Source organism: Halorubrum sp. ASP1 (genome assembly GCF_005435135.1).
Taxonomy (GTDB): Archaea; Halobacteriota; Halobacteria; order Halobacteriales; family Haloferacaceae; genus Halorubrum; species Halorubrum tropicale.
The window spans coordinates 75,582-99,472 of sequence record NZ_SGUA01000010.1 but is presented as its reverse complement, the minus strand read 5'-3'; the positions used below and the strand labels follow the sequence as shown (position 1 = coordinate 99,472).

At 56.9% G+C, this 23,891-nt stretch carries 23 protein-coding genes and 1 pseudogene; 9 read left to right on the top strand and 15 right to left on the bottom strand.

From position 1 onward, the window contains the following. Positions 1 to 148 precede the first annotated feature (148 nt). The 5 genes from EXE48_RS14645 to EXE48_RS14620 form a co-directional block, all read right to left on the bottom strand. On the bottom strand, positions 149 to 460 hold the full coding sequence (locus tag EXE48_RS14645) for a hypothetical protein (RefSeq protein WP_137711936.1): 312 nt from the start codon (positions 458 to 460) through the stop codon (positions 149 to 151). Positions 461 to 537: 77 nt separating this feature from the next. Next, a complete protein-coding gene (locus tag EXE48_RS14640; RefSeq protein WP_137711935.1) occupies positions 538 to 795 on the bottom strand; it encodes a hypothetical protein in 258 nt (85 codons plus the stop codon). After that, positions 792 to 1,424, bottom strand: a complete 633-nt coding sequence (locus EXE48_RS14635; protein WP_137711934.1) for a hypothetical protein — start codon at positions 1,422 to 1,424, stop codon at positions 792 to 794. Before EXE48_RS14635 ends, EXE48_RS14640 begins: the two co-directional genes overlap by 4 nt. A gap of 239 nt (positions 1,425 to 1,663) precedes the next feature. Continuing rightward, the gene (locus EXE48_RS14630) at positions 1,664 to 2,737 is read right to left on the bottom strand and encodes a single stranded DNA-binding domain-containing protein (protein ID WP_137711933.1); all 1,074 of its coding nucleotides are present in this window, start codon (positions 2,735 to 2,737) and stop codon (positions 1,664 to 1,666) included. Positions 2,738 to 3,413: 676 nt separating this feature from the next. Beyond that, complete coding sequence (locus EXE48_RS14620; RefSeq protein ID WP_137711932.1) at positions 3,414 to 4,007, bottom strand: hypothetical protein; 594 nt, start codon at positions 4,005 to 4,007, stop codon at positions 3,414 to 3,416. Positions 4,008 to 4,355: 348 nt separating this feature from the next. Between EXE48_RS14620 and EXE48_RS14615 the strand changes: the two genes are divergently transcribed. Further along, on the top strand, positions 4,356 to 4,679 hold the full coding sequence (locus EXE48_RS14615; protein ID WP_137711931.1) for a hypothetical protein: 324 nt from the start codon (positions 4,356 to 4,358) through the stop codon (positions 4,677 to 4,679). A gap of 200 nt (positions 4,680 to 4,879) precedes the next feature. On the opposite strand, the gene EXE48_RS14610 is transcribed toward EXE48_RS14615, so the two are convergent. Continuing rightward, positions 4,880 to 6,103 carry a tyrosine-type recombinase/integrase gene (locus EXE48_RS14610; RefSeq protein WP_137711930.1) on the bottom strand — a complete coding sequence of 408 codons (1,224 nt, stop codon included), beginning with the start codon at positions 6,101 to 6,103 and terminating at the stop codon, positions 4,880 to 4,882. A gap of 326 nt (positions 6,104 to 6,429) precedes the next feature. Between EXE48_RS14610 and EXE48_RS14605 the strand changes: the two genes are divergently transcribed. Together EXE48_RS14605 and EXE48_RS14600 are read left to right on the top strand one after the other, a co-directional pair. After that, the gene (locus EXE48_RS14605) at positions 6,430 to 7,206 is read left to right on the top strand and encodes an ABC transporter ATP-binding protein (RefSeq protein ID WP_137711929.1); all 777 of its coding nucleotides are present in this window, start codon (positions 6,430 to 6,432) and stop codon (positions 7,204 to 7,206) included. Then, complete coding sequence (locus EXE48_RS14600; RefSeq protein ID WP_137711928.1) at positions 7,203 to 8,813, top strand: hypothetical protein; 1,611 nt, start codon at positions 7,203 to 7,205, stop codon at positions 8,811 to 8,813. Before EXE48_RS14605 ends, EXE48_RS14600 begins: the two co-directional genes overlap by 4 nt. Positions 8,814 to 9,001: 188 nt before the next feature. Here the strand turns inward: EXE48_RS14600 and EXE48_RS14595 are convergent, their stop codons facing one another. After that, a complete protein-coding gene (locus EXE48_RS14595) occupies positions 9,002 to 9,439 on the bottom strand; it encodes a DUF7970 domain-containing protein (protein WP_241992027.1) in 438 nt (145 codons plus the stop codon). Beyond that, positions 9,439 to 10,272 carry a ParA family protein gene (locus tag EXE48_RS14590; protein ID WP_137711927.1) on the bottom strand — a complete coding sequence of 278 codons (834 nt, stop codon included), beginning with the start codon at positions 10,270 to 10,272 and terminating at the stop codon, positions 9,439 to 9,441. Before EXE48_RS14590 ends, EXE48_RS14595 begins: the two co-directional genes overlap by 1 nt. 198 nt (positions 10,273 to 10,470) lie before the next feature. On the opposite strand from EXE48_RS14590, the pseudogene EXE48_RS19160 reads away from it, so the two are divergent. The 3 genes and pseudogenes from EXE48_RS19160 to EXE48_RS14575 all read left to right on the top strand — a co-directional run. Then, positions 10,471 to 10,692: pseudogene (locus EXE48_RS19160) on the top strand (DUF7558 family protein); the annotation flags it as partial. A 13-nt stretch (positions 10,693 to 10,705) separates the two neighbouring features. After that, positions 10,706 to 11,302: a DUF7437 domain-containing protein gene (locus EXE48_RS14580; protein ID WP_137711926.1), complete on the top strand. Its 597-nt coding sequence runs from the start codon at positions 10,706 to 10,708 to the stop codon at positions 11,300 to 11,302. Then, the gene (locus EXE48_RS14575; protein WP_137711925.1) at positions 11,299 to 11,808 is read left to right on the top strand and encodes a PIN domain-containing protein; all 510 of its coding nucleotides are present in this window, start codon (positions 11,299 to 11,301) and stop codon (positions 11,806 to 11,808) included. Before EXE48_RS14580 ends, EXE48_RS14575 begins: the two co-directional genes overlap by 4 nt. 104 nt (positions 11,809 to 11,912) lie before the next feature. On the opposite strand, the gene EXE48_RS14570 is transcribed toward EXE48_RS14575, so the two are convergent. From EXE48_RS14570 to EXE48_RS14555, 4 genes are all read right to left on the bottom strand, one after another. Next, positions 11,913 to 13,277, bottom strand: coding sequence for a restriction endonuclease (locus EXE48_RS14570; RefSeq protein WP_137711924.1), 1,365 nt, complete (start codon positions 13,275 to 13,277; stop codon positions 11,913 to 11,915). Positions 13,278 to 13,344: 67 nt separating this feature from the next. Beyond that, positions 13,345 to 14,049, bottom strand: a complete 705-nt coding sequence (locus EXE48_RS14565; RefSeq protein ID WP_241992026.1) for a winged helix-turn-helix domain-containing protein — start codon at positions 14,047 to 14,049, stop codon at positions 13,345 to 13,347. After that, the gene (locus EXE48_RS14560) at positions 14,042 to 14,728 is read right to left on the bottom strand and encodes a nucleotidyltransferase domain-containing protein (RefSeq protein ID WP_137711923.1); all 687 of its coding nucleotides are present in this window, start codon (positions 14,726 to 14,728) and stop codon (positions 14,042 to 14,044) included. The genes EXE48_RS14565 and EXE48_RS14560 overlap by 8 nt, the downstream gene beginning before the upstream one ends. A 591-nt stretch (positions 14,729 to 15,319) precedes the next feature. After that, complete coding sequence (locus EXE48_RS14555; protein ID WP_137711922.1) at positions 15,320 to 16,240, bottom strand: MarR family transcriptional regulator; 921 nt, start codon at positions 16,238 to 16,240, stop codon at positions 15,320 to 15,322. Positions 16,241 to 16,378: 138 nt separating this feature from the next. Here EXE48_RS14555 and EXE48_RS14550 point away from each other — a divergent pair, with 138 nt between their 5' ends. Then, positions 16,379 to 16,702 (top strand): DUF6788 family protein, encoded by a 324-nt coding sequence (locus EXE48_RS14550; protein WP_137711921.1) that lies wholly within the window; start codon positions 16,379 to 16,381, stop codon positions 16,700 to 16,702. 286 nt (positions 16,703 to 16,988) lie between these two features. On the opposite strand, the gene EXE48_RS14545 is transcribed toward EXE48_RS14550, so the two are convergent. Together EXE48_RS14545 and EXE48_RS14540 are read right to left on the bottom strand one after the other, a co-directional pair. Further along, on the bottom strand, positions 16,989 to 18,335 hold the full coding sequence (locus EXE48_RS14545; protein ID WP_137711920.1) for an orc1/cdc6 family replication initiation protein: 1,347 nt from the start codon (positions 18,333 to 18,335) through the stop codon (positions 16,989 to 16,991). A gap of 763 nt (positions 18,336 to 19,098) precedes the next feature. Then, positions 19,099 to 21,264, bottom strand: coding sequence for a type B DNA-directed DNA polymerase (locus EXE48_RS14540; protein ID WP_137711919.1), 2,166 nt, complete (start codon positions 21,262 to 21,264; stop codon positions 19,099 to 19,101). A 380-nt stretch (positions 21,265 to 21,644) separates the two neighbouring features. Between EXE48_RS14540 and EXE48_RS14535 the strand changes: the two genes are divergently transcribed. Then, positions 21,645 to 22,193, top strand: a complete 549-nt coding sequence (locus EXE48_RS14535) for a winged helix-turn-helix domain-containing protein (protein WP_137711945.1) — start codon at positions 21,645 to 21,647, stop codon at positions 22,191 to 22,193. Beyond that, positions 22,190 to 22,672, top strand: coding sequence for a toxin-antitoxin system TumE family protein (locus EXE48_RS18945; protein ID WP_241992024.1), 483 nt, complete (start codon positions 22,190 to 22,192; stop codon positions 22,670 to 22,672). Before EXE48_RS14535 ends, EXE48_RS18945 begins: the two co-directional genes overlap by 4 nt. 46 nt (positions 22,673 to 22,718) lie before the next feature. Here the strand turns inward: EXE48_RS18945 and EXE48_RS14525 are convergent, their stop codons facing one another. Then, complete coding sequence (locus EXE48_RS14525) at positions 22,719 to 23,843, bottom strand: hypothetical protein (RefSeq protein WP_137711918.1); 1,125 nt, start codon at positions 23,841 to 23,843, stop codon at positions 22,719 to 22,721. Between the last annotated feature and the right edge of the window lie 48 nt (positions 23,844 to 23,891).

Sequence of the window (23,891 nt, the reverse complement as noted above, 5' to 3'; positions counted from 1 at the left end):
GCCCTGACGGGCGACGGGGGAGGGCAGACGGAAAAAGAAAACGCTGAGTGTTATGCGAGAAGGGAGACGAAGATGCCGGTCGTGAGAAGCGCACTGGACAGAAAGCAGAGTGCGGCAATTGGGTAGCCGATGTGTTTCTCCATGTTTGTCACTCCTCCGTGGGCTCGGTATCGAGGACGTCCACGCGGACGTTCTGTGGGAGGGCGATTTTGGGTTCGTCCCACTCAGGGCGGTCGATTAGAACGTGGCCGTACTCGTGGGGGCTCGAGGCTGCGTCGACGCGCTCGACGACGTCGACCTCGAGGTCGTCGTCAAAGGCGGTGTATACGGCACGGAAACTGGACCGCTCGGCGTCGGACTCGTCGGTCGCGATGGTGTCGATGTCGGTGGTGGTGGTGTGGTTGCTCACGGAGGCTGTGTATGCTTTCGTCGTCTCTCGGGGTGGTTTCGTCCAGGTCACTCTCAATCTCACTCCACCCTAACCGGTGGATAAAAACTCGCGCTGAAGCGAGTTCATACAGGCGGTGAGAGGTCAGCCTACTCGTCTTTGTCGCGGTAGTCGTTGATGCTCAGATCGTAGGAGCGATGTGCGCCGTCGCTCGCGCTGCCGAAGTGGCCGCGAAGCTGTGCGAAACTGCGAAAGCCGTTCGCGGTACAGCCTTGAACGGGACACTGGTCGGGGACGCCTACGTGGTCGGTTTCGTATTTCGACCGCTTCTGGGCGGCGAGTTCGGAAGGACTCGGAACGTTGCCAAGCCCCGGCACGTCAATGGTCTTGTCGGTGAATTCGCTCATCGGTCGTTGCGCGTCCGGTGGTTCTGAAGCGTTCGCTTTGCGTCCTGGACGGCCTCGTCGATTTCGGCATCTGAGAGACTGTGCTGGTACGCTTCTTTCATGACGGCCCGCCGGATCGCTTCTTGGGCGCTGTCGGTCGCGAACTTCTCGTCGGCGACCTTCTGGGCGTCGACGCCGTGGAGGGCGATCGCGATGATCGGGATGACGACCCGCTTGACACTCGCGTAGTTCGTCGTGTCGATGTCGACGCCGACGAGCTCGTCTTGCCAGTAGTCCTCGCGAAGATCGCTCTCAGAGAGATGCCGGTCAGAGGTCGCCATGTCGAGGTCTGCGAGTTCGTCCGGGTCGCCGAACCACGTGGGGAAGCGCCCAGACAGCGCAGAGGTCACGATGTTGACGGCCTCGACTTCCGAAAGCGGGTCGGGCTCGGAGGTCTCACCGACGAGGATGGCCCGGTTTTCAAGGCCAGCAGCGAGATACGAAATCAGCCGGTCGACCTTACATCGACAGCCACGATGCTCGAAGTCGACGAGCTGGTCGAAAATGTCGTAGTCCACAATGCCAACCAGGCGTTCGGGAGTGATCGCTTCGAAATCGGTCCGGTCGAGGGTGGGCGAATGGGCACTCATGAATTCCTTCTACCCCAATCGGGAGATACAAACTCGCTGCGGGGCGTTTGTCGGCTGTGACAGCCGCCGAGGCGGGGACCGCGCCCGCCCGCTACCGCAGGCAGGCACGGTGGAACGTGTCCCCGGAGGGGACGCATCGCCCCGTCGCTGTCCGGATCGTGAGCGACCGGAGGGGCGGGCGGCCTCCGGTCGCGATTCAGCGCGCTCGCACCTGGGCAAAAAACAACGACGGCCCGGCCCTACTCGCCGCGCCCTGCGTCGAACTCCTCGTCGGAGATGCGGCCCATCAGCCAATCGTTCGTCGCGTCGATCCGTTCATCCGAGATGTCGCCACGCCCGGCTTTCGACCCGTTGGCGTTCATCTCGATCAGCCACTGGTGGGTCTTCGACTCCATGTCCCACGCGGGCGGCGAGGGCGCTTCACCGGCCATCTTGCGCCGGGTGCCCGGCCCATCGCCGTGTGCGAGGTGCGTGATCTCCGCTTCCGCGTCCACCGCAATCGACGTCTCCCACTCGCCGTTGCGCTGGTAGGCGTTCACCTTACCGCGCTCGATACGGACCTGGTCGCCCTCCTTGAGCGTCGGTTTGCGACCGGACTTCTGCCAGACGACCACCTTCACCGTGTCGCCGTTTTCATCCGAAAGCAGCCCGACTTGGCGCTGGCCCGTTCCACGCGGGGACCAAAGCACGTCAACCGTCGCTTCGATCGTCGTCTGGTACTGCTTGAAGGGGTCAATCGACCGAATCGGCTGTTTCACGTCCGGGAACTGCTCGATGCTCTCTTTGAGAGAGATGGTCGCGTTCGCGATGTGCTGGCCGTCCGCGAGTCGCCGAGCGAGACACTGCGCCATCGACGCGCGTCCCATATACGTTTCGTGCCCGAAGTGGTCAGCCAACCGCTGGGCCGACTGGTTCACTGCTGCGACCTGCGACTGGTCGAGCTCGCTCCACGGGTTCTCGATCGTCTCGACCTCGGGTGGCTCCTCGCTCGTCGTCCGCTGGTAGTGCGTGTCAGCCGTGACCTCGGCCCGGCACCGCTCGGCCCGGTCCGGGATGACTTCGCCTTTCTCGGCCGCCTGAGCGCGAATGCTCTCGAACCGCTCTGCGAGCGCCGTCGATTTCCGGTCGGCCTCGGCTTCGCCCTCGATTCGCTCTTCGACCGCGAGCGTGTACGACTCCCGGTTCATCTCCGGGTCATCGAACCCACGCGGCGCGCGTCGCGACTCCCGCCGGCTGACCTGCCCTTCGATGCCCATGTCAGTCGTCTTCAGCCCGCCTGCCGCCTCGTTCGCGTCACCGAGCGCGACCGTCATCACGTCCGCGCCGACCGTGATGCCGCCCGTCCCGCCGAACGACTGCCGACCGGTCTCTTCGTTCGACCAGACGCCGTGGCCTCGCTTGGAAGTGGGAGGGCCTCAAGTACATCTATGAACGATTGGCTGCTCGTCGAGGATGTCCCGCCGATCGGTGGTGGGGGCGATATTTGAGTAGCTTGTATCGCTCCGTATATATCCAGAAACGGGATGAGTGACGACTGAAAACCAGTGGTCTGAGTGGTGATCAGTCGTGGCTGGGACACCCTGAACAGTCGTGGATCCGGATTCGCTCCGGGAGCCCGACGCAACCACACAGCGGGCACTCAACCAGCGGTGTCGGTGGGAGATCGCGACAGTGCCGTAATGCTGCCTCCAGATGATCACGGACTGCCGCCGACTCACACCGCGTCAGCGCCTGGGCGAGATGCATCTCGAGTGCTTCCCGAGCTGTCGCTCCGTCGTCGGGGACCTCATCCCCAGTCATTGTGGTCCTCGGAGCGAGACCATGGACTGATCGGGCTGTCGATGCGTGCGGTTGGCTATGCGTCGCCACTGATGGGTTGGGGTTAGCAGGTACACAAGAGATCCGAGGTGGGCCAGGCTGGCCTCACCATGTCATCATGGCGGCCACGCCAGTTACTCCCACCTCACTTCAGTCGGGAGCTATAAACAATCACTCTCGGTTTCGAATTTCCTTCGCTTTCGTATATGCCGCATACCAATCAACATCGTGCTGTTCACACAGATCGATGAAACAGTCAGACGCCGACAATCGTCGCTCAAGCGGATTTTCCAATTGGTCGCTCACTTGTGTCGACCGAGCCGAGATCTCTTCGTCACGTATCGCAGCGAACGCTCCAAGTGCCATCGCGGGGAGACCGCCATACTGGTTAAACCGTCGACCACTATGCGAGCAAACGAACACAACTGCCTCGCGGCGTTCATAAACGGATACTGGGAGCGCCCCTGCAAGTGCCTGTGTGACGGCGATTTTATCTTTGTATGTGCGACGACCATGTCGATCGTCGTCCCACTGGTGGTGATACCGCCAGAGACGGGCGTAGTACGCTTCGGCACGCTCGCCTCGCCGGCCGTATTGGTCGGCCGTGCCAGCATCGCGGGCAAACAGATCGGTCTTTGCTCCCTTTCGGTACTGGGCTGTCCTATCAACAGCGATCTTCGACGTAGGCGAATACGAAGGCCGGATCTTGGTAAACACCACATCGCCTTCATCAGTCTGCGTGAGTTCTGCGATGGGATGGATCATCCGCTATTCACTCACTCCAATCGGTGGATGCAAACAGTCTCTCACGGAGGGCCAACCACACCAACTCTCATTACAGCGAACGGAACCCACGGCAGTAGAATCTACTGCGCACAAGGCACTTAAAGAAGAGTTGTGATTTGCTGAAACGTCAGTAGCAGGGCAAGCGGGTAGCCGTCCTGAATAAGGTGTTGTCGAAATCCCTTTTCTCTAGAGATAAATAGAATTTCTGACCGCTGAAAAATCCGTATTGATATTAGCGGAGGACGTATATCAGCCAATGAAAATTTCATGAGGGCGGTTATCAATTATACCCAAAAAATTTTACTCATTTACTAGATAATCAAGCATATGGAAACGTGTGATGAGTGCGGGTCAATGATGTCCTCAATGGGTGACGAATGGATCTGTAGAAGTTGTGGATTCAATTATTCTGACGATCCAGGTGCTTCAGAGGACACTATCGAGACAGTTCGCAATGAGAAATCAGAACGGAGGTCAACTCAGAACGAACTAGCGAAAGTCCGTAAAAAGCTCAAACTAGTAACTAATACAGTCATACCGCTTTCTTGTCCTGATTGTAGTGAAGAGGGAGTAAGCTTGGAGATACAGGATAATTCTTCACCAGAATTTGTATGCGAGAAATGCGATTACAGGTGGAAACCAGACAAATAAATAAGTATTGTACAGATCAGAGACAGATGCTGAAACAAACAATAGTAAAACGGTTCTTCAGCATCCACTTCCGCACATAAGGTTATATCTAAACTGCTGCCGCTGGAAGGAGTAGACTGAAATTGGAGATGGAAAACCACCAACTGCTGTGAATTTCAACGGGCCGAGCCTAATTGGCAAGATGATACCGTGGCTCCAGACTATTGATTGGCAGCATCCTCAAACGCCTCAGCAAGCCGGTCATACATCGCGTCGCGAAGGTACTCACGACGCTTCTCTTCGGAGAGATAATTCCGAAACACGACCATCGGGTCACTACTGCCCTGCTCTTGGGCGACACTTTGGAGGCGTTCAATAACCATCTCAACAGCATCAGCGTACGCACTGTACCAGAATCGACGTCCCATCTTCGAGGTTGGAAGCTCACCGCGAACACGCACATCCGCGCGCGTAGCAATCGATTTGAGCCGTCGGTTAAGCGTCTCGCCGGTCACATATTCACGGCGAGCGTCCGATGAGGGGAACAGATACCCGTCCCATCCCTGCCGTTCCGACAGCTGTGCGATCCGGTCCGAAAGGACATCTTGACCGTAGATCAACGCTACTGTTCCGGGGCCATTCTTCCGCGTGTCGAACGAAAGGTATGGTGACTCCGTTTGAAGCTCAACATTCTCCACGTGGAGGGTTGCTAATTCACTCCGGCGTAGGCCCCAGGCACACAGTCCCAAGACAATCAGTTGCTCTTCGATGTTCTCAGTCACAGCCGCAAGATTTCCGACCTGAGCAGGCGCAAGGGCGGGGTTGTCGCGTTTGGCAACATCCCACTCGTGGTCGTACCGGACGGGATTAAACGCGCCGTAGCCGCGATCGACGAGCCAGCTGTAGAGATCGTCGATGTCAGACCGGTACCGACGCTTCGAATCGTTGCTCTCGAGCTCGTCATCAAGGATGTCGAAGACGGCTGTGACGCGCTGAATCTCTTCAGGTTGGTCAGCGACATCGGTGATACGAGCGACGATAGCGGACGTCCCGTGGAGGGCTTCGTAATGACGAAGGAACTGACCGAGCCGCGAACGCTTTGACTGGAGGGTGGTCTCCGCAGCCGACCCCCGTTGTTGTGACCGAAAGTACTGTTCGAGGTACTCGATCATCTGCTCGTTATCGATCGGCCACGATGGCGTCTCCGAAGAGGTGTCGTCTCCGAGTCCAACAGCCTGTTCGAAGAACTCGGAGAGTGTCATGTCATGATGCTCCCGGACAGCGTACTGGAGACCGCTATAGCCGTGATCGACGAGCCACTGGTAGGTGGGGATCTCGTCTGGATCATTTCCCCCCTGCCGGCGTTCAGGAGCGATTTCGCGCTCGTAGAAATCGACGAGTTCGTCGAGTGATTTCCTCGACCAATTGTAGGTTTGCTCACTCACGGAAATCCCAGGGGAGAACCCCTCGTGCTGTGTTCTGTGGTAATTCTAAGTGTGGTGATCTCATAGGATAGCGTCTATCTGACAGTAGTATAATAGTATTGGTTATCCGTGTGTCCGTTAGGGACACGCGAAATAAGCAACTTATCGGACAGAGAATGCCCAGAAGTAATGTATCATATATCGCTATACAAAATGAGAGTTCGGCGGAGCGATCACGCTGTCTATTCGCGTCGCTATCTACCCATGGGCATCACCCCCGTACGTGTGACCGCAAGATGATTCCGAAACGCATAGACGACCGGTTCGGGAAATGACATCCGTTACGTATGCCCTCCACCCACGACGAATCCGCCATTCTGGCGACCGATCTCCGGAAGAGCTACGGCTCAGAAGTCGCTCTCGGCAGTCTCACACTCGACATCCCGCACGGGACCGTCTACGGCTTTCTCGGCCCGAACGGTGCGGGGAAGACGACGACGATGCGGCTGCTTACCGGTCTCAGCGATCCGGACAGCGGATCGGTACGCGTCTGTGGCGTCAACCCGAGCGACCGGCGTGCGATCGCCGATCGGGTCGGCTATCTCCCTGAGACGCCGCCGCTGTACGACGAGTTCAGCGCCCGCGAACAGCTCGAATACGTCGCCGACCTTCGCGACATTTCGCGGTCCGTTGCCCGCGAGCGCATCGGCGAGTACCTCGACCAATTCGGGTTAGCCGGTGACGCGGACAGGCGGATCGACGGGTATTCGAAGGGAATGAAACAGAAGACCGCGTTCATACAGAGTGTCCTGCACGAACCGGACGTCCTGTATTTAGACGAACCGACATCGGGGCTTGACCCCCGAGCGGCGCGCACCATCCGGGAATCGATCACCACGTTCGCCGACGCAGGAACCACGGTGTTCCTCTCAACACACATTCTTCCGGTGGTCGAAGCCGTCGCTGACGAGGTCGGGGTGTTGTTTGACGGGAGACTCGTCACCGAGGGGACGCCCACCGAAGTACAGGCCCGTGCGGAGACTGGCGAAAGTGGATCCCTCGAAGACGCGTTCCTCGCCGTCACGAGCGAACCCGAAACGGACGCGGCCTCTCGGAGAGCATGAGCTTCCGACAGGACGTTCGCCACGGGCTCCGAATTGGGCGGGCGGAGTTCGTCCGAAGCCTCCGTGGGTACCTCGGAAACCCCCGTCGAGTCCTTGGACTCCTGCTCACGGCGCTGTTCTTCGGCGGCGCGCTCCTGTTCGCGCTGCCGACGGCGTATGTGCTTGGGCAAACCGCGCGCTCCGTGACGGCGGTCCCGTTCTTCGCGCCCGCTGCGACGCTCGTTCCTCTCGGTCTCCTGTCGATATCGGTGTTTCGGACCCTCGAACGGCTCGGACACATTGACGGTGCGGATTTCGTTCTGCTGGCGGTTCACCCGCGATCAGTCGTTATTGGGCTCATCACAGCGGAGGTGGGACGGCTCTCCCTGTGGTTCGGGATCCCGGTCGGGGCAGTGGTCGTCACATTCGCACTCGGAATGGGCTCGCCGCTGCTCGTTGCTTCGGGCGGGGCGGTCGCGCTGCCGCTCGTCTGCTGTGCCGCCGTCTGGGGGTACGCCGGGGGAATTGCTGTGCTGCGACTCCTGCGGAAACTCCCCAGCCTTCGCCGTCTCCTGAAAGCGGTCGGTATCCTCGCGATGGTCGGACTCGTCGTCGCGTCGCAGTTCGCTGGGCAGTTCATCGTCGAATCCGACCTCTCAGTGCAGCGGCTGTTGTCGACAGTAGCGTTCGATCCCCTCGTGGAATACGTTGCGCTCGCGTTCGTCGGAACACCGGTCTCCAGACCGACTTCCCTAGGGGCGGTGGCGGTGCTCGCGGCTTTAATCGCTCTCACGCCGGTCGGTCTCGCCGTCTCGACCAGGCAGGTTTCTACGCTGTGGTTTACCGATCCGGTCGGCAACAACGAGTCGACGCAGGTGCGGCGATCGAGTGGCGGATTCTCTGCCCCACGACCGTTCGCATGGACTAAACCCGGTCGTATCGCGTGGGGGATTCTCGTGCGCGGTCGCCGTGATCCGGCGGAGTTGAGTCATCTCCTGATTGCCGTCTTTTTTATCGCACCGTTCGGGACGATGTTTCTCGAGTTTTCGGGTGACGCCCTCGGACCCCTCATCACTGGGGGCGGCGTCGTTCTCGCGACATACCTCTCAGGCGCTACCTTCGGGTTGAACCCGCTCGGTGACGAGCGGCCGCAACTACCGTTCATCCTTCTCACCGAGACATCATCCGCGGCTCTCGTCCGTGGACGGCTTCTCGCCGGCGTTGCGATTGGAGTGCCGGTCGTTGTTCTCAGCTCGTTCGTCCCGATCCTTTTCGGGATAACGGTGCTTGAGGCGGTGGCGACCGCCGCCGTCGGAGTTGTGATGTGTCTCGCTGCGGCGATGTTCGCGGTCGGCATCGGCTCGGCGTACCCAATCTACGAGGAGCGCGAGTTTTGGGGGACGGAAACGGTCGTCCCGTCGACGCTCGTCATGATGGTGTACCTGTTCGTCGTGGGTGGCGGAACGGCTCTCGGGCTGTTCGTGACGTGGTTCGCAGTCACCGGAAACGTCGTGTTGACGCCTGTATTCGGCGTGCTCTTCGGTACGTATCTGCTGTTGACGAGCGGCGTTTCGTATGGTTCCTACCGCTATGCGCTCCGGCGGCACCGACGCTATACGCTGGTGTGATCATGCTGCCCTGCGTCCTTTCGGACTGCCATACCGCCGAGCACACGCTCGCTGTCAAGCCGATCGACGACACACCGGTGGGACATTCCATCTTGTGGGCCCTGCGAGGTGAACTGTTCGGCGTCCCTAATTGGGGCGCGCTCGGTGATATTCCTCTGAAGGGATAGCACGGGCCGTACCGATACCGGTCACTCGATATCGTAGCCCCACTCTCGAAGTACGTCGGCGACCTCGTCTAGATGGTCCATTCCGACGAGATATGCCGCCTCTCGGGCGTCAGTGAGTTCGACATCGTCTCCGAGCTGTTCCTCAAGCGCAGGCCGGAGCTCCCGACGTTCCCGCTTTACCGTGTGTTCTGTATAGTGGATCGTCTTGTGGTCCCGATCGTCTTTCACTCCATCGCGACGGTGGATCCACGGTAGCCGAGACGATTCGTCAGCAGGATGGTCAGGAATGCCTGGTAGCGTCGTCGACGTCGGATCAGGATCTGGTGTTGTAGATTGCTCATCGAACGGATCACCAGCAGCTTTGTCGGCATCCGCGACGTCGTCGACAGGATCATCCTCAACATCGTCGTCCTCGGCGAAGGGATCATCGCCGCTGCCGGACTTCATGCCGTTCGGCATTAGGCACTCACCTCCTCAAGATGGCTGCCGAGTTCATGTAACTGCTCGAGCGTCTCCATTTCGTGATCACGTTTCCGGGAGCGATACTCATTGACGTACGCGAACGCTGTCGTCTGCTTGTCCCAGCAGCCTTCGAACAGCGACGATCGCTCACCAATTGCGACTGGCGCGTCGTACCCCAACTCGCGGATACGGGTCAGGTAGTGTTGTTGGTCCGTCGTCCGTCCAACGCCGTTTGGCACAACCGCGAGGACACCAACAGTGACGCCCACCGTGTCTTCGAAGCCCTGAACAACATCTTGTAGCCCCTCTATCGATTGCATCCCTTTCCCTGTCGGTTCCAGCGGAATCACCAGCGAACGGGTTGCGCCAATAGCGTTGTAGAGATGGGGACCAGCGGTTGCCGGTGGATCGACGACGATCGTATCGTATTCTTCGGGGATATTCGCGTTGAGAAGCACCTGTCGCAGCTGATCGTGGCGCTCGAACTCTTCATCGAGGTCTTCTGCCATTGAGGCAGCGCGAGCAAGGAGATCGGCGAGATTTTCTAGCATATTGTGGCTTGGAACAAGGTCGAATCCAAATGACGTCTCAAGGATGAGGTCCTCGAATGAGCCCTTTGGTCGGTCGATGAGGTGGCGCGCGATGTTGTCTGCGTTACTATCATCTCGTGGAGCGTCAACGCCGAGTAAGTACGTCAACGAGCCATTCTGAGGGTCAAGATCGATTACGAGAACATCACGATCGTGCTGACCGTGCGCGTCGGCGAGATTCGACGCGAGCGTCGTCTTCCCGACGCCGCCAGCTTCGCTGTATGTCGTGTACGTGAGCATGTCTCACTTGTTAGACCCATTCGTCATAAATTTGCGTCAGACAAATCAGTTAGTATGGTTAGTTGTACTATTGAGTACAACTAGTTAGTATAGTCGTACAGTACAACCAATTAGACAATATAGAAATGACAGCGAAAGCGTCTAGCAGGAAGCACTCGAGTTCCCTTCTTACGGTCTCTCAAATAGTCGTAGGGGTGCGATCAATTCGTCTGTGACGGCTGTGGGGTGGTCGTCGACACACTCGCGGCACTCGCCCGGTTCCGGGTCGAACTCGGGTTTCTGGAAGGCCCGTTGTAACTGTGCGCCCGCTGTAGTCCATCCGGGCTCGCGACGTATTGGACACGGGACCTCGAGGAGCATCTGGTCGCGACGCTGGCGGAGTGGCCCAAACACTCTTTACTGTTTCACTGTAAACTGTAATCAAGAACCACCCGTGTCACGTACCTCAAATCGCGCCGACGGCGACATCGTCCAGGACTTCCTCTCGGTCGCTGACCTCCTTGAGGAGCCACAACTAGCTCAGCTATACGCGTACCTCGCTCGGGAGCGGGAGGCGACCGTCCAAGACGTGATGGACGACCTCGAACTTGCCCAGGGAACGGCCTATAGCTACGTCAACCGGCTCGTCGACGCCGGCGTCGTCGACGTCACCGACGACGAGCAGCCACGCCGGTACGCCGTCCGGGAGATTGACTTGACAGTGACGACGGCCGCCGGTGACCGAGGGTACACGATCACGCCGGCGCTCATCGACGCCGTCGGCCGCGCCGAGACGGACGGCGACATCGACACCTACATCCACCGCCACGGCGTCGCCGGCCTCGCAACGGCGCTCACCTACGCCGTCGCCCGTGAACGCGGCGAAGTGACCCACCGACTAATGGCCGAAGACCTGAACATCTCACCGCTAGCCGCGGAGATGATCTTGCAGGCGCTCAGGCCTGTGGTCCACGAGCACTACGACATCGAGGAGGCAGGGACGGGGCTCGATGAGTTGGATATCGACAGCGACGAAACTAGCGACGCGTGAGTCGGCTCCACATCGCCGACACCGGCCTGTTCGTCGCGATGGGACAGCCCTCGAACAGCCGCTATCAGGCCGTTCGGCGGTTCGATCGCCGGAACGACATCGCCTTCATCCTGCCCGAGCGGGTGTACGAGGAGCTGACCGTCAACGAGCCCAACATTGAGGAAGTGCCGGTTGACACCGCAATCGACGAGGGCTGGGCGGCGATCGCGGCGTCGCTCGAGTTCGCCGAGCCAGTCGTCTCGCGGGTGATGGACGGTGTCCAGCGATACATCGCGAACGCCGACGACCGCCCTGCCGACGAGGTCGAGCGTGCCGACGCCGCCCTCGCCGCTTTAGCTGCCCAGCACCTCAGTGCGGGGACGGCGACCGATGTGTACATCTACACGACCGATATCGTGGCTGGCGAGGGGGCCGAAACCGTGCTCGCGAGCGAGGGGTACGGTGACCCGGTGACGTTCGTGAACGGCTTCCGATTCATTGAGGAGCTGATCAGCGGCAACAGTTGACTGATTTTTATCTGATTCGGTGGGAGAGAACACTCGAAAGCCTCGGTCGCTCGACTGCCCGCTCGAAGAACTGGTCGCTGAGCCAGTGTGAACACCGATCCCGCTCAGATGATGCCGCCGATGACAAGGAGTCCAACGACGAGCAGCAGCGTCACGACCACGCTTCCTCCAGCCAAGAGCTTGTTCTCCATCGCCTTCTCGTGGATCGACATCCCAGCGTACTCCTCGCGAAACGTCTCGAGATTCTCTTCGTCGTAGAAGTATTTCGTCTTTAGTGCGAACCGTTCGGTCACCGCACAGCCTGTACAGACCGGCTCCCCTTCGAGCCGTTCGGTCTTGATGTGGGTGTCGCAGGCGATCGCCCCGCAGTTCGGACAATACGTGTAGGTCTCGTCGACACCGCTCGTCTCGCAGTGGACACATCGGTGAATCCCGTCTTCTGTAGTGACTCGTGAAGGGCCACCAGCATAGTATTCGTAGGGATACGAATACTCCAGTATCTCTGTCGTCTGCCGAACCTCAGGAAGATACACCGGCTCAATCGATTGTACTGAGATATCCGAGAGATTCGGCTCACACGTCTTATTGTACGTGACGTTGTTGTCGCCGGTGTAGGTGACAGTCGTTGTATGGTGCTGCTGGAGCCGCTCGACAGCCCACTCCTTGTACTCGGTCTGGGTCTGTCCGAATCGGCGCTCCTCAACGTCGTCGAACACCTCCCCCAACCGTTCCAAGCCGAGTTCGATCCTCGTATGGAGGTTCTCGGTGACCAGTGTTGCGACGTCTTCGTCGACGACCTGCGGTTGCCCGCGTTCAGCATGAACCACGAACCGCGTCCGATCGTTGATCCGGTGGATGACGCCGACAGACGTCTCGAAGACGGCGTTCGTGTCGGCGGTAACCGCGACCACCGGTCGGAAGGTCACCGCTGAGCGCGGTGTTGAGAGGCCGGTAGCCTCGATATTCTTGATGTCACGAAACACCTCCCTGACGGGCGCGTCGACGTCAGCTGCCGGGTCGTATGGACGGAGGGTCTCGTCGCAGAGAATCTCGATGCGACCGTTGTAGAGGTCGAGGCCGATCTCATCGGCGATCTTTCGAAGGTCCTCACCACCGAGTAACTCGATTGGGTGTGGATCGTCGTTTTGTTGGAGACGGTCGGCGTACTCCTGAGCGGGACTCGTAAACCGGCCGGTCGTAACGACCATCCCCCGCTTCGGGCCATCGAAATCGAACGTCGCGATCGCCGAGTGGAGCTTCTGGACGACCGGCCGCCCGACCGTCCCCGTGTGTTTACACTCAACGACAATCGCGCGTCGTGTACCGTCGACGACCTCCTCCATGATGACATCCCGTCCCTCGTCAGCTGTCTTCTCAGCCTGCCGGACGTTCTCGTAGCCGAGGTTGCGGAAGACATCCTCTATGACATCCTCGAACTCGAATCCCGAGAGCTCGTCTAGAACAGCCATTCGATAGATACGGGCACTATTTTTCGATGCCCCAATTCGTTTGCGTCGACTGCTGTGATGGACTCAGTCACGACTCGGTATTCTGACGAGGTGCTGCTGCGTCATGGTCGCTCTCGAATCCGATGTCATCCGAAATTTCTGGGAAAATCACGTCGAAGTAGGGATCGTATTCGTGCCCAACTGCGAGCACGGGCTTCAGCGCGAGGACAATACTGATCGCTTCCCCAGATGGGATACCAAGTGGATCAGCAGCCATTCGCTGGGAGATCTGACCAGCATAATGGAGTCCAGCCTGTCGGACAGCAGCAGCAAGTTTACCAACACCGTGTCGCTCAACGAAGTATGAGACATCTTCGTCGACTTCTTGGAGTGCAACAGCATGGAGGATCGTCGGCGTCACAACAATATCGTTAGTGGTGATGCGAACCGGATCTGCGGTCACTTCCACCGGTCGATCTCCCGCCAGAGAGACAATTCCGAGGGCCTCAAGCGTTTCTACGTGATCGTAGACGGTGGTCTTTGGGATATCCAGTGCCGCCTTGATCTCTGGGCGGGTGACCGGCCCGTAATAGCAGGTGTACACATAGACACGCGCCAGTTCTGGATGATCCAATAACCGCCCGACGGTTGCGAGGTGATTGATCCCCGTTTCGAGATCATGTGGGGGTGTCTCCGTGACGGGGTGGGGAGTCATGCTCGTTAGTACGAAATCTTTGAACTTTAAATTAGCTCTAGTGAACGAGTTCGCCCAGAGAGCCTCCGAATCACCCATCACCGTGAAGAATCATACTACGGACGGTGTCAAATTCATCTGTTTGATAGACTGCGATACCATCGTGAATAATTTCTTGGAGCTCCTCAGCGTACGTCGGGATTCCTTGGAGAGACTCAACATCAATATCGAACGCATATCGATCCCCGCCAAACGTGTCTTCCTCAAGCGACTGCCTGATGTGGTTCGCCTGTCGTTGATTGCTCGGTCGGTCTTCACGAACCAACACCCAGATATCAATATCGCTGCGACGGTCAGCCTCACCGCGAGCAACGCTTCCATACAGAACGACAGCGAGGACGTCATCAAGTTTAGTACGGAGTTGGTCAGTCGCATCCTGTACCGGCGCGTGAAACTCCGACTGGGGAATTCCGAGGAATGGATGGTCTGGGATGGTGAGCCGGTCACGGTTGATCTGGACAAGTCGGCGGGGTCCGTCGTGTTCTTCGATAACGAGATCGTTCCTAGAAAGTGTATCAACCGTCTTGGTGATCGTCGGTCGCGTGTAACCAATTGCGTCAGCAAGGTCTGTCATCGAAAACGATTCATCGTGGTGTCGAGTTAAAAAGAGAAGAATATCACCTGTCGCATCGCCACTGAGTAAACGGTCATCTTGGAGTGGTAGGTCGATGGATATCTGGATACCGTCAGCAAGGGTACCGTTCGTATCTGTTTTCATTGTAAAGTATTCCTTGGCGTTGCTACTTTAACCTAATTTCTAAATGAGTTCTCACTAATTATGAGTTGTGTGGCGTCCAGGGCGAGAAATACCTCTGAATCCATGGCTCTGTTGAAATCCTTAGGAAGTGATATATTCTGACCGGGTGTGGTCAGTACAGGGGACTCACGAATCGCACAGCAAAGGATATCAATAGAGTGATTCGTTCTTTAAGACCAGTAGATATTTTTTTTAGTGTTAGAAGTTGAGAGTATGGATTTCGAAAGAACAGCAGATCGCGTTATGACTGTTCTTCCGCTCCCTGTTGCACTCTGGATGGGACTTACTGGGAACCTAGTCAGCATGCTTGGGCTTCTCTCGTTCAGTTTGATTGCTCTCTTACGCCGTCGTTCCACAAGAGTCCGACAATGGACAAATCAGCATCAGTGGCTGTTTTTGGCAATTCTAACACCTATTGCAGTGGCCACAACGTTAGACGCGATGCCTTGAAACGATTAGTACACAGCTCTCATCGACCGGCTGTTTCAGGTGAGAATATGTCTGAAGAATAGGATTTCAACAGAGCCGAATCCATGTAAAATCAAAAATTTGTCACAGGTCAATTTCGTATTCGGCCGCCAGCTTCTGGAACTCGTCCCACTTGAGGAGACGATCGTCCTGGATCTCGCCGTGGGTTTCGAGGTAGCGGAGCAAGGCGTTGATTTCGTCTTCGAGGTCGTACTTCGCAGATCGCGTTCGGAGGTCGTCTTCGTCAACGTCGACGTGGCTGAGCAGGAGGAGACAGTACGAACGGTAGCGGCTACCGGTGTCGATCAAGAGAGTGTGACAACACAGCTCCGCCGGCGAGACTGCGTCGAGTTCCTCGGAGTAGACGTAGTAGCGGTGGCCGGTGAGCAGGAACTGGAGATCAAACATCGCGAACCGAGGGAGGCCGGTTTCGTGGAATCCGTCTGCGTCTATCTCCGTCTCAGTTTGAGCGAGGAATTCGTCATAGTCCTCCCAGAGAATCGTGCCCTTCGGGGCGACGGCTTCGAGGCGCTGTCGATGTAGATGGTGTGTGAGTTCACGGGCGAACTCGTGGAGGCGGTCGAAGTCAGCGTTGAACTCATAGTGGCCGTCGGCCGTCCCGACGAACCCACGGTCGCGAAACCGCTTGAGGACCCGGTTGACTGTGTTGCGGTAGTTGTCGCTCCGGTCGGCGATCTCGGAAACAGTTCGCGGCTGGTCGAGGTAGTACAGCACCTCGAGTGCCTTGCCGGTCAGTAGCTCGGGGAAGTCAATGTGGGAGTGCTGACGGACGAGGTCCTGATAGAGCTCGACGGCGCGAGCATCCGACGGGATGACTCGTTTTCGCCGCCCGTCGTGTTCCGTGTAGACGAGCCCCTTCTCGACGAGGTCGGCGACGGCACGAGAGAGGTAGCTCTCGCTATGGTCGAGCTTCGTCGCGAGCTCGGAGATCGTATCGCCGCGAGCGACCGTGGCGAGGACCTTGAGTTCGATGCGCCGAAGCACAGTATGACATAGTACAAAACTAATTTATAAACAAGTTTCGAGTAGTGTTACATCTAGCAAGCACGAGAGCCGTTATTATCGTCTTAACCAACAAAACTATGGATTCGTGGGTCGTGTTGGTTAACACGAGAGTAGCCGATGTCCTACGAACCCCCGCACCCACCGGCGAACCTGCCGACGGAGATCGTCAACATGCTCAACGAGTCGGACCCGGAACAGCTCCGAGATGTTGCGACGTATACTGAAGCGCTCGCCAAGCACAAGGAACGAGAGGCGCATCTCAAGGAGTCGGCAGATCAAGAAGAGGTCGAAGAGCAACCAGACGAGCTCCCAGACGACGTCCCGGCCAAAGCGACGATCACGATCAAGGAGATCAACGATAATCGCTACTACTACTGGCAGTGGCGGGATGGAGACCAAGTCAAATCCAAGTATAAGTCACCGGTCAATCCTGACGAGTAGAGCAGATGGCTAGCCCGATCTTGCGGCGTACACACCCCGTGTGCGAAATGAAATTCTTTGAGGTATCTCGTTGGCACCCCCCGTGTGCGAAATGATTCTACCCTCAACCGGGGTAGACCCCGTGTGAGAGATGAATCAGTTGACGAGTTGTGCGGGGACACCCCGTGTGCGAAATGAAATTATGAGTACGATTGTCAGACACACTTAGAATATATAATATTTCTTCTGGCAGAATCACACCCCGTGTGCGAAATGAATCAAATAGCAGCGACTGTGTCGCTCCGAGTTACTTTCCCTCAAAGAAGTCGTCTATCTGTGCGTTGACAACTGACTTGATAAGATCACCTTCGTTATCTGCTTCCTCGATCCGGATATCTGCTCGAAGGGTTTCAGCAACCACGCCAGGATTGTCAACGAACGTGTACTCTTTGTGAACGCCACTCCCGTAGCCACGTCCCCGCTTTTCTGATGTGACAAAATTGTATGTCTCTGCCTCACTCATATAGCGGAGATAGGAGTCGCGCGATTTTGTATCGGCATCAAGTAAGTCAGTAAGATACTGATACACACGGTACGCGACTGTGCTGGGAACGGCGTTCAGGTTGCGTTGTGAGTAGACGGGGACGATTGCAGTAGCGTAAAGCGAGAGCTTCTTTTGGGTCGACAGACCCTGCATTTGAGTCAATGTCCGATCCCGTTCCGCTTCTTTCTGGGCATCGCGAACGTGTCCTTCATCAACCGTATCTTCGTTCTCTCGGTCCGCAATCTCGCCTGCTTTCCGGAATAGATCGATCGCTTTCCGCGCGTCGCCGTGATCCTGTGCCGCAAACGCTGAGCTAAGTGGAATAATACCGTCTTCAAGGACATCGTCCCGATACGCATCACGACGTCGTCGTAGAATAGATTGTAGTTGGTCCGCATCATAGTCTGAGAAGACGACGTCTTGCGGATTGAACGAGCTCTCAGCCCGGCCGTCAAGGTTCTCCATGAATCGGGGATCGTTCGTGAGCGCAGCAACGGACACGTGCCCCTCGATTTGACCAAGTTGTGATGCCCGAGAGAGTTGATAAAGCAGCTTTGAGTAAGCTGGTTCCTCGTTCGGGTCCCGCTGTCGTCCCACCAGGAGGTCAATCTCATCCAAGATGATAATGACCGAGTCGAAATTGTTACTCAGGATCTCATAGAATCGGCTGAGTTTCTGGTCTGTCGAGACGCCACTCTGCGGAACACCGACTTCGACGTCGGCTTCATTAGCGGCGTTTTCTACAAGACGATAGACAGCCCTATCGTGCGATTTGATTGTCTGACAGTTGATCTTAATAACGCCAAAACGGTCATCTTGGGCGTTCGCGAGTTCAAGAACCTGCTGACAGACCGCATTGATGATGAGTGACTTCCCCGTCCCCGATGGGCCGTAGAGAAGCATATTGGGCGGGCGGTTCCCCTGTAATGCCGGTCGGAGATAGGTGATGATGTCGTCCAGCTGGTCATCACGACCGACGATCCGGTCCTCGTCGATGACGGCATCCGGGTCAAGAAGACCCTTATCTCGAAAAACCGAATTCTGAACGCCCTCTTGGAGGCGACCTTTGATAGATTGTGAGAGGGACTGTTGATCGTCGCCGTCAGCCATATTTGCGCAGTTAGGTCGAAACTATAAATAAATATGGGTACCGTGTGCGAGATTAAATTTGCTGAATTCTGCCGATACAGACTGTTTCTAGATGGGTAGACGAAATAATACCGTAACCACGGGCGAAATCAATTGATCGTAGTGACCCCCCGTGTGCGATATGAAATGTCGATCAGGCCATCGAACAGCTGTCGATGTCGAGGCAAGACAGAAGAATTCAGCGGAGGTACTCCCCGTGTGCGAGATGAAACACTGGACATATTCTCGACCAGATGTGCCGAAAATATCTCTTGAATATCCCGAGCAGAGTCTGATCTCGTCGATAAGTCACCCCCACACCCCGTGTGCGATATGAATTTCACGAGAAGGTAGGCACGGACGAACCATCCAAAGATGTCGGAATTCGGTGAGAGAGTCCACGAGAAGACGATAAACCGACAGAGACGTTCAGCTCACGAAGGAATAAAGCCCCGGACAAGTTCGGTTATATCACGAAACATACTGTTTCGTTTCAACCGACCTTAGGCCCATTGCGGCTATGGTTGACAGAGCGGCTATGTAAAGGTTTCCAAAATATAGCCTGTCTTGATATCGCTATCTTTGAGACCTCTCCTCCGTAAAATAGCGGATTCCAGATGTTTCATGGTCTCTCTCCCCGATCACCCCTCCCCACCATCTTCGCAATTTCATATCGCACACGGGGTGTGGGGGTTCGACCCTAAAGGGATCTTAGGTAACCAACAAACCCACTCCGCTGTGTTGGTTAACTGTTCTCTGTGCTCGCGTACGCTGCCAACTTCGGGACCCGCGTCTCTGTGAGTTCTCGACGAATCTCCGCCCGATCCCAGCCAAACGGTGACAGCACACTCTCGACAGCTCTGACGAGTTGCGTCTCGTAGTACGACGCATCGTACGACTCGACCTCCTCGTGAGTCAACGCGACCCGTTCTCGCGAGCTTTTCTCGTCGTCGACGACTACGTACTCGATGTCCTGTCCTGGATGAATGGCGAGGTCCTGATCGCGAGCCCGTTTCAGTGCCGCCACGTTCTGTGTGTTCTGCGTATACCCTTTCAGCGGCTTGGAGACTCGATTCCGTTCGACAAGTTGGTCAATCGGCACCGTTCCAGCGTGGAGGCGCTTGATGGCGTCTTGGAGACAGTCGAGTACGGCGTCCGGTGACCGAGTCGCGTCGAACCGTTCGAGACAATCCCGCTGGACATCCTCGATAAACGGCGGGGTCGACTGCTGGCGAGCCTCGATACCGCGTAACTTGAACTCGTCGTTGGCAGCCACCTTGCCGAAATACTTCGTGAGTGCGCCGGCGTTGCTCTCGCGCTGGGGAACGAACGCTACCCAGTCATAGTGGGCTTCGTGTTCGAGCCGAATCTCGACGCGTTCCGTGATCGCCGTCGTGAGCGCTTCGAGGTTTTCGCGGTCATCGTCGTCGACGTCGGGGTCCGGGGTCACCCAGATAGAGTCAACGATGCCGTGGACGACACGCCAGCCGCCGTCCTCCAACTGCTGTTTCGCCGTCAGCAGAATCTCGCGAGCAAACGCGTTGATTGCCTCGTGGCACTCGATACGACCGAACTTCGCGTTGCTGAATCCCTGATATCCGAAGCAAGCCACCAGGATCCACTTCAGCGCGCCCGACCGCCCCTCGAGTTCCGACAGCCGGTCCTCGTCAGGGTCGTCTCGTTTCTTCTCGCGACGGATGGCTGCCTTGATCTCGTCGCGAGCGTCGATGATCGGCTGGAGCACGTCGACGAGGTAGCCTCGATCATCGCAGATTGAGTACCCGAGGCCGGGGACGTCGTCGCGGTCGCTGTGACAGTCACACCGGATGACGTCCGGTGACACATTCCGAGTACAGATGATATTCGGGTACAACGAGGAGAAGTCGAGTTCGTGGACGTTTTCGTGGAGGCCGACCTCGGGCGCGAAAATAAAGCCGCCGCGGTCGGCGTCGTGGAGCGTCCCCATCGGCTTGTAGAACTCGTGTCGCCAGGAGTTCCACGGGACGAGGACGCCGCGGTCGTGGGCCTCACAGATCTGGATCGCGGTGAGGACGTTCCCGATCGATGCCCACGCGAGCTCCTGGATAGGCTTTTTCGAGCGCGACACGAGGTCGAGTACGCCGTCGAGGTTCGTCTCCCCGTAGAAGAACGTGTTCGACTCGTCGATGATCGCTCGACCGGGCACGTTGTACCGCGCCGGGGAGTGACCGACGCGGCCGTAGCTCGAGTACGTCGACCGGCTTGCGAGCTGCTGGTAGTCGACGTCCGGCCACCGACTCAGCGAGAAGTCGTCGACGCCGGCAGCCGTCGCCATCTCGTACAGCGTCGGGACGATCTCGCTCGTCGAGCAGACGAGGATGTCTGGATCATGTGTTTCGATCGCCGCTTGGACGGTGGTGAGGATGTCTCCTGCTGACCCGGTAACAGTCTCGCCGGCAATTGTGAGCTCGCTGTACGTGTCTTGGCCTATCTCGGTGACTGGAACACCAAGCCGGAGTGTCGACAGCTCCGCCGTCGGCGTTGGATCGCAATTCGTCTCCAGACAGTAGCGAAACTCCCGTGAGAAATCGACGTTGAAGCAGGCGAGATCTCCAACGGGGTACGCTGACAGTTGGTGTGCCTGTCGCACAAGCGGTGTGACGCGGTCGACATGGTTGACGTCGACAGCCAGAGCGCGCTCGTCGTCACGCCTGAAGCCGGAGCGCCGCGACACGGATTCGGTCGCGACGACGTCAGGATGCCGTTCGTATAGTGAATGAAGTTGTGTAAGATCGATGTCAGTGTCAGGGTCACGTGCTGCGACGAAGAAACGGGGCGTGTAGTCGTCGCGTTCGGTCATGGTGGCGCCATCGTCGGTCGCTTCCCATTCAAGGACGCGACCATCGTCAAGGAAATCGATCGTGAACGTCATTTGCGTAAGTCACCCATCTACCATTCTATACACCGAAATCTCGCATAATCGCCGGTGTGTCTGTTCCGGATTTCAGGGAATGGAGATCGCCTTGACAGAAACAGCGTACTCTCGTGGGTTCGCTCTGTTAACCCCACTTCCAGAATCGTTTCCGGGTTTGTTAGCTGAACATCCGGTAGCGTGTTAACCAACAGAACGACCGTCTTACAGATCTCTGTTGGTTAAGACTGCTGTGGACAGTCCTCCATATCTTGAATACGGTGAACAATATACTACCCCACAGATTATTATACCGCTCTCCCGTTGGTTGGCACATAATGTCCGAAGAGCTGTCCCCACCCCACCGAGTGAGCCCGGATGGCGGCACCGAACACCGTGACGTGAACGATGTCGTCGAAGAGGAATGGATCGAGGAGACGACGCCCTTCGAACGAGTGTACGAAGTCATCTCTCGTGTGTACGATCCGCTGTCTGCAGCACAGATCGCCGAGCGTGCCCGCGTCTCACCGACCACGGCGCGAAAGCACCTGCGAACGCTTGAGAGCGCTGGTGAGGTAACGACGTCACAGGACGGTCAGACGACGCACTACCGACGGTCGGAAACCGCTATCGTCACCGAACACGCCCAGTCGCTCCTCGCGGAACGGACGCCCGAAGAGATCGCGTCCGGCATCGCCGATATGAAGACGCAGATCCAGGCGTGGCGCGAGGAATACGGTGTTGATTCACCCGAGGAATTCGCCCGAGAACTGGATATCGGGGACGCCGACAGCGATCATGGTGCGCTCCTCACAGAATGGCAAACGACGCGACGCAACCTCGCGCTCGCACAGGCAACACTCGCGATCGGTGAGGTGAGCCAAACTGGTCACCTCACTGGCACGGACACGGATGACGATGGTAACGGCGATACATCCATCGTGGTATGACCGACGACGGAGACCCCGCTCACCATATTCAGCCAGACGAGCAGTCTGAGGTATTTGGTCCTATCGACGCCGGGGCACTACGGGAAATACGGGACCTGTTCGTGGAACTAGAGCCGCTGGTCCAGGCGGCATCATTAGACGACCCCCTGAATCCACAGACACTTTCCGTTGAACTATCCGACGGCGTCGGAGCGGCGTCAACAGCGCGGATAGATGTCCGGTGGAGTCTCACCGGGAACTACGCCGCACACTACACAGATGACCGAGACCGAAATTTTCGGTTCGACTGTCATCCGAAACCCGACGCGCCGCGCCGACACTTCCATTCACCTCCCGATGCTCTGAGCCGTCCTGTCGACCCATCTTGTATTGCTGTGTCTGAAACAAGCCTTGTGACGCGAGCGATTCTCCAGCGGTGGCGATACGCCTATACGAATGGAACGTTCGAGGGACTCAATGACGCAGAAAATCCACCGTGACAACTACAAATTGCGTTATAACTCGTGTCACATCTTGACTGAGTGGTTATAATTTACTCAGATTTGTCAGATCGACGCTGGAAGACTCTGCGTCGTCAATATTGAGGGGGCTAATTTCCCCAACTATTTTTCCGTAAATTGTACCAGATATTTCGACAATCTTGACCGTAGCTTCTCCTGTTGTGTCAATTGAGTCGACAAGTTTGATGGGTATCGACTGGCTTCCTATTTTGAGTGTGCCTCCGTTTTTCGATTTATAAACCGATATCGTGTATGTTTCTCCGACAGATAGATCTGGATACGTATACGTGATGAGGTTTCCTCGGTACTTCCCGTTCACCTGTTCCGTCAATTCAATAGACACGGTTCCAGTTACTGGACAGGGGTCATCAAACTCGACTTCGACTACAATATCAGCATCGCTCCAAGAAACCGTCGTGTGTCTGCGGCCTTGCTTCACGGATGTCTGGAATGTATCACCGACAGTTGGCAATTCGGCAGGCAGATCGACTATTGTTCCTGTTATCCCTTCAGATGACACGCCAGAAACTTCTACGGTTGCTTTGCCTGTGGATTTGGCTACTTGTGATAGTTTGATAGGGACTTCTCCATCCGGAAGTTGGCCGTCATGGTTTTGATCAGCAATCCGGACCACCTTTGCCTGTGTTGAGTTGGCTGTCGTCTCAACAAGTACTTCGCGACCTGGTGCGAGTCCCGGATCGTGGACAGTTACTGGTAAACCGATAGCGGACCGACCTCTAATCTTAGCAATTTTTATCGTCACGTCAGCACCAGTTGCCACCCCGACGATGAACAGCGAATCGAGATTTCGTTCCTGGTTCAACTCCCCCTCGCATAACCTCGCAGAAACTTGTTTTGTTGCTTGAGTTCGCATCTCGTCACCTGGGAGGTGATTCCGCTGATACACGCCTCGTTGGGCTACTAATTGTGCATGGTTTTCGGTGATGTCTGCTACTTTAGTATAGATCTGAGAACCGGGGGCGATGGTTGTATTTTCGCTGGCTTCCGCTAGACTCGCAGTGTCAATATTGGTCCAACTTGATGTGTCTACCTCCGGTGTCCCACTGCCAACTCCCGTTACTGTTGCCTGGATCTTATCCTCCTCCTTCAATTTCAGCCGGTACTGTCGTTCGCCGTCTCCTGTTGACATAATACGAACAGTTCAATGAGGGGATATATAAAATGATCCCTAACAAAA

What these genes read in the sequence shown, in the direction of transcription:
- EXE48_RS14620 (WP_137711932.1), bottom strand. Translation starts at nt 4,007, where the DNA reads ATGATCCATCCCATCGCAGAACTCACGCAGACTGATGAAGGCGATGTG.
- EXE48_RS14570 (WP_137711924.1), bottom strand. Translation starts at nt 13,277, where the DNA reads ATGGCTGTTCTAGACGAGCTCTCGGGATTCGAGTTCGAGGATGTCATA.
- EXE48_RS14560 (WP_137711923.1), bottom strand. Translation starts at nt 14,728, where the DNA reads ATGAAAACAGATACGAACGGTACCCTTGCTGACGGTATCCAGATATCC.
- EXE48_RS14540 (WP_137711919.1), bottom strand. Translation starts at nt 21,264, where the DNA reads ATGACGTTCACGATCGATTTCCTTGACGATGGTCGCGTCCTTGAATGG.
- EXE48_RS14615 (WP_137711931.1), top strand. Translation starts at nt 4,356, where the DNA reads ATGGAAACGTGTGATGAGTGCGGGTCAATGATGTCCTCAATGGGTGAC.
- EXE48_RS14635 (WP_137711934.1), bottom strand. Translation starts at nt 1,424, where the DNA reads ATGAGTGCCCATTCGCCCACCCTCGACCGGACCGATTTCGAAGCGATC.
- EXE48_RS14525 (WP_137711918.1), bottom strand. Translation starts at nt 23,843, where the DNA reads ATGTCAACAGGAGACGGCGAACGACAGTACCGGCTGAAATTGAAGGAG.
- EXE48_RS14640 (WP_137711935.1), bottom strand. Translation starts at nt 795, where the DNA reads ATGAGCGAATTCACCGACAAGACCATTGACGTGCCGGGGCTTGGCAAC.
- EXE48_RS18945 (WP_241992024.1), top strand. Translation starts at nt 22,190, where the DNA reads ATGACCGACGACGGAGACCCCGCTCACCATATTCAGCCAGACGAGCAG.
- EXE48_RS14545 (WP_137711920.1), bottom strand. Translation starts at nt 18,335, where the DNA reads ATGGCTGACGGCGACGATCAACAGTCCCTCTCACAATCTATCAAAGGT.
- EXE48_RS14550 (WP_137711921.1), top strand. Translation starts at nt 16,379, where the DNA reads ATGTCCTACGAACCCCCGCACCCACCGGCGAACCTGCCGACGGAGATC.
- EXE48_RS14600 (WP_137711928.1), top strand. Translation starts at nt 7,203, where the DNA reads ATGAGCTTCCGACAGGACGTTCGCCACGGGCTCCGAATTGGGCGGGCG.
- EXE48_RS14595 (WP_241992027.1), bottom strand. Translation starts at nt 9,439, where the DNA reads ATGCCGAACGGCATGAAGTCCGGCAGCGGCGATGATCCCTTCGCCGAG.
- EXE48_RS14590 (WP_137711927.1), bottom strand. Translation starts at nt 10,272, where the DNA reads ATGCTCACGTACACGACATACAGCGAAGCTGGCGGCGTCGGGAAGACG.
- EXE48_RS14565 (WP_241992026.1), bottom strand. Translation starts at nt 14,049, where the DNA reads ATGGGTGATTCGGAGGCTCTCTGGGCGAACTCGTTCACTAGAGCTAAT.
- EXE48_RS14605 (WP_137711929.1), top strand. Translation starts at nt 6,430, where the DNA reads ATGCCCTCCACCCACGACGAATCCGCCATTCTGGCGACCGATCTCCGG.
- EXE48_RS14630 (WP_137711933.1), bottom strand. Translation starts at nt 2,737, where the DNA reads ATGACGGTCGCGCTCGGTGACGCGAACGAGGCGGCAGGCGGGCTGAAG.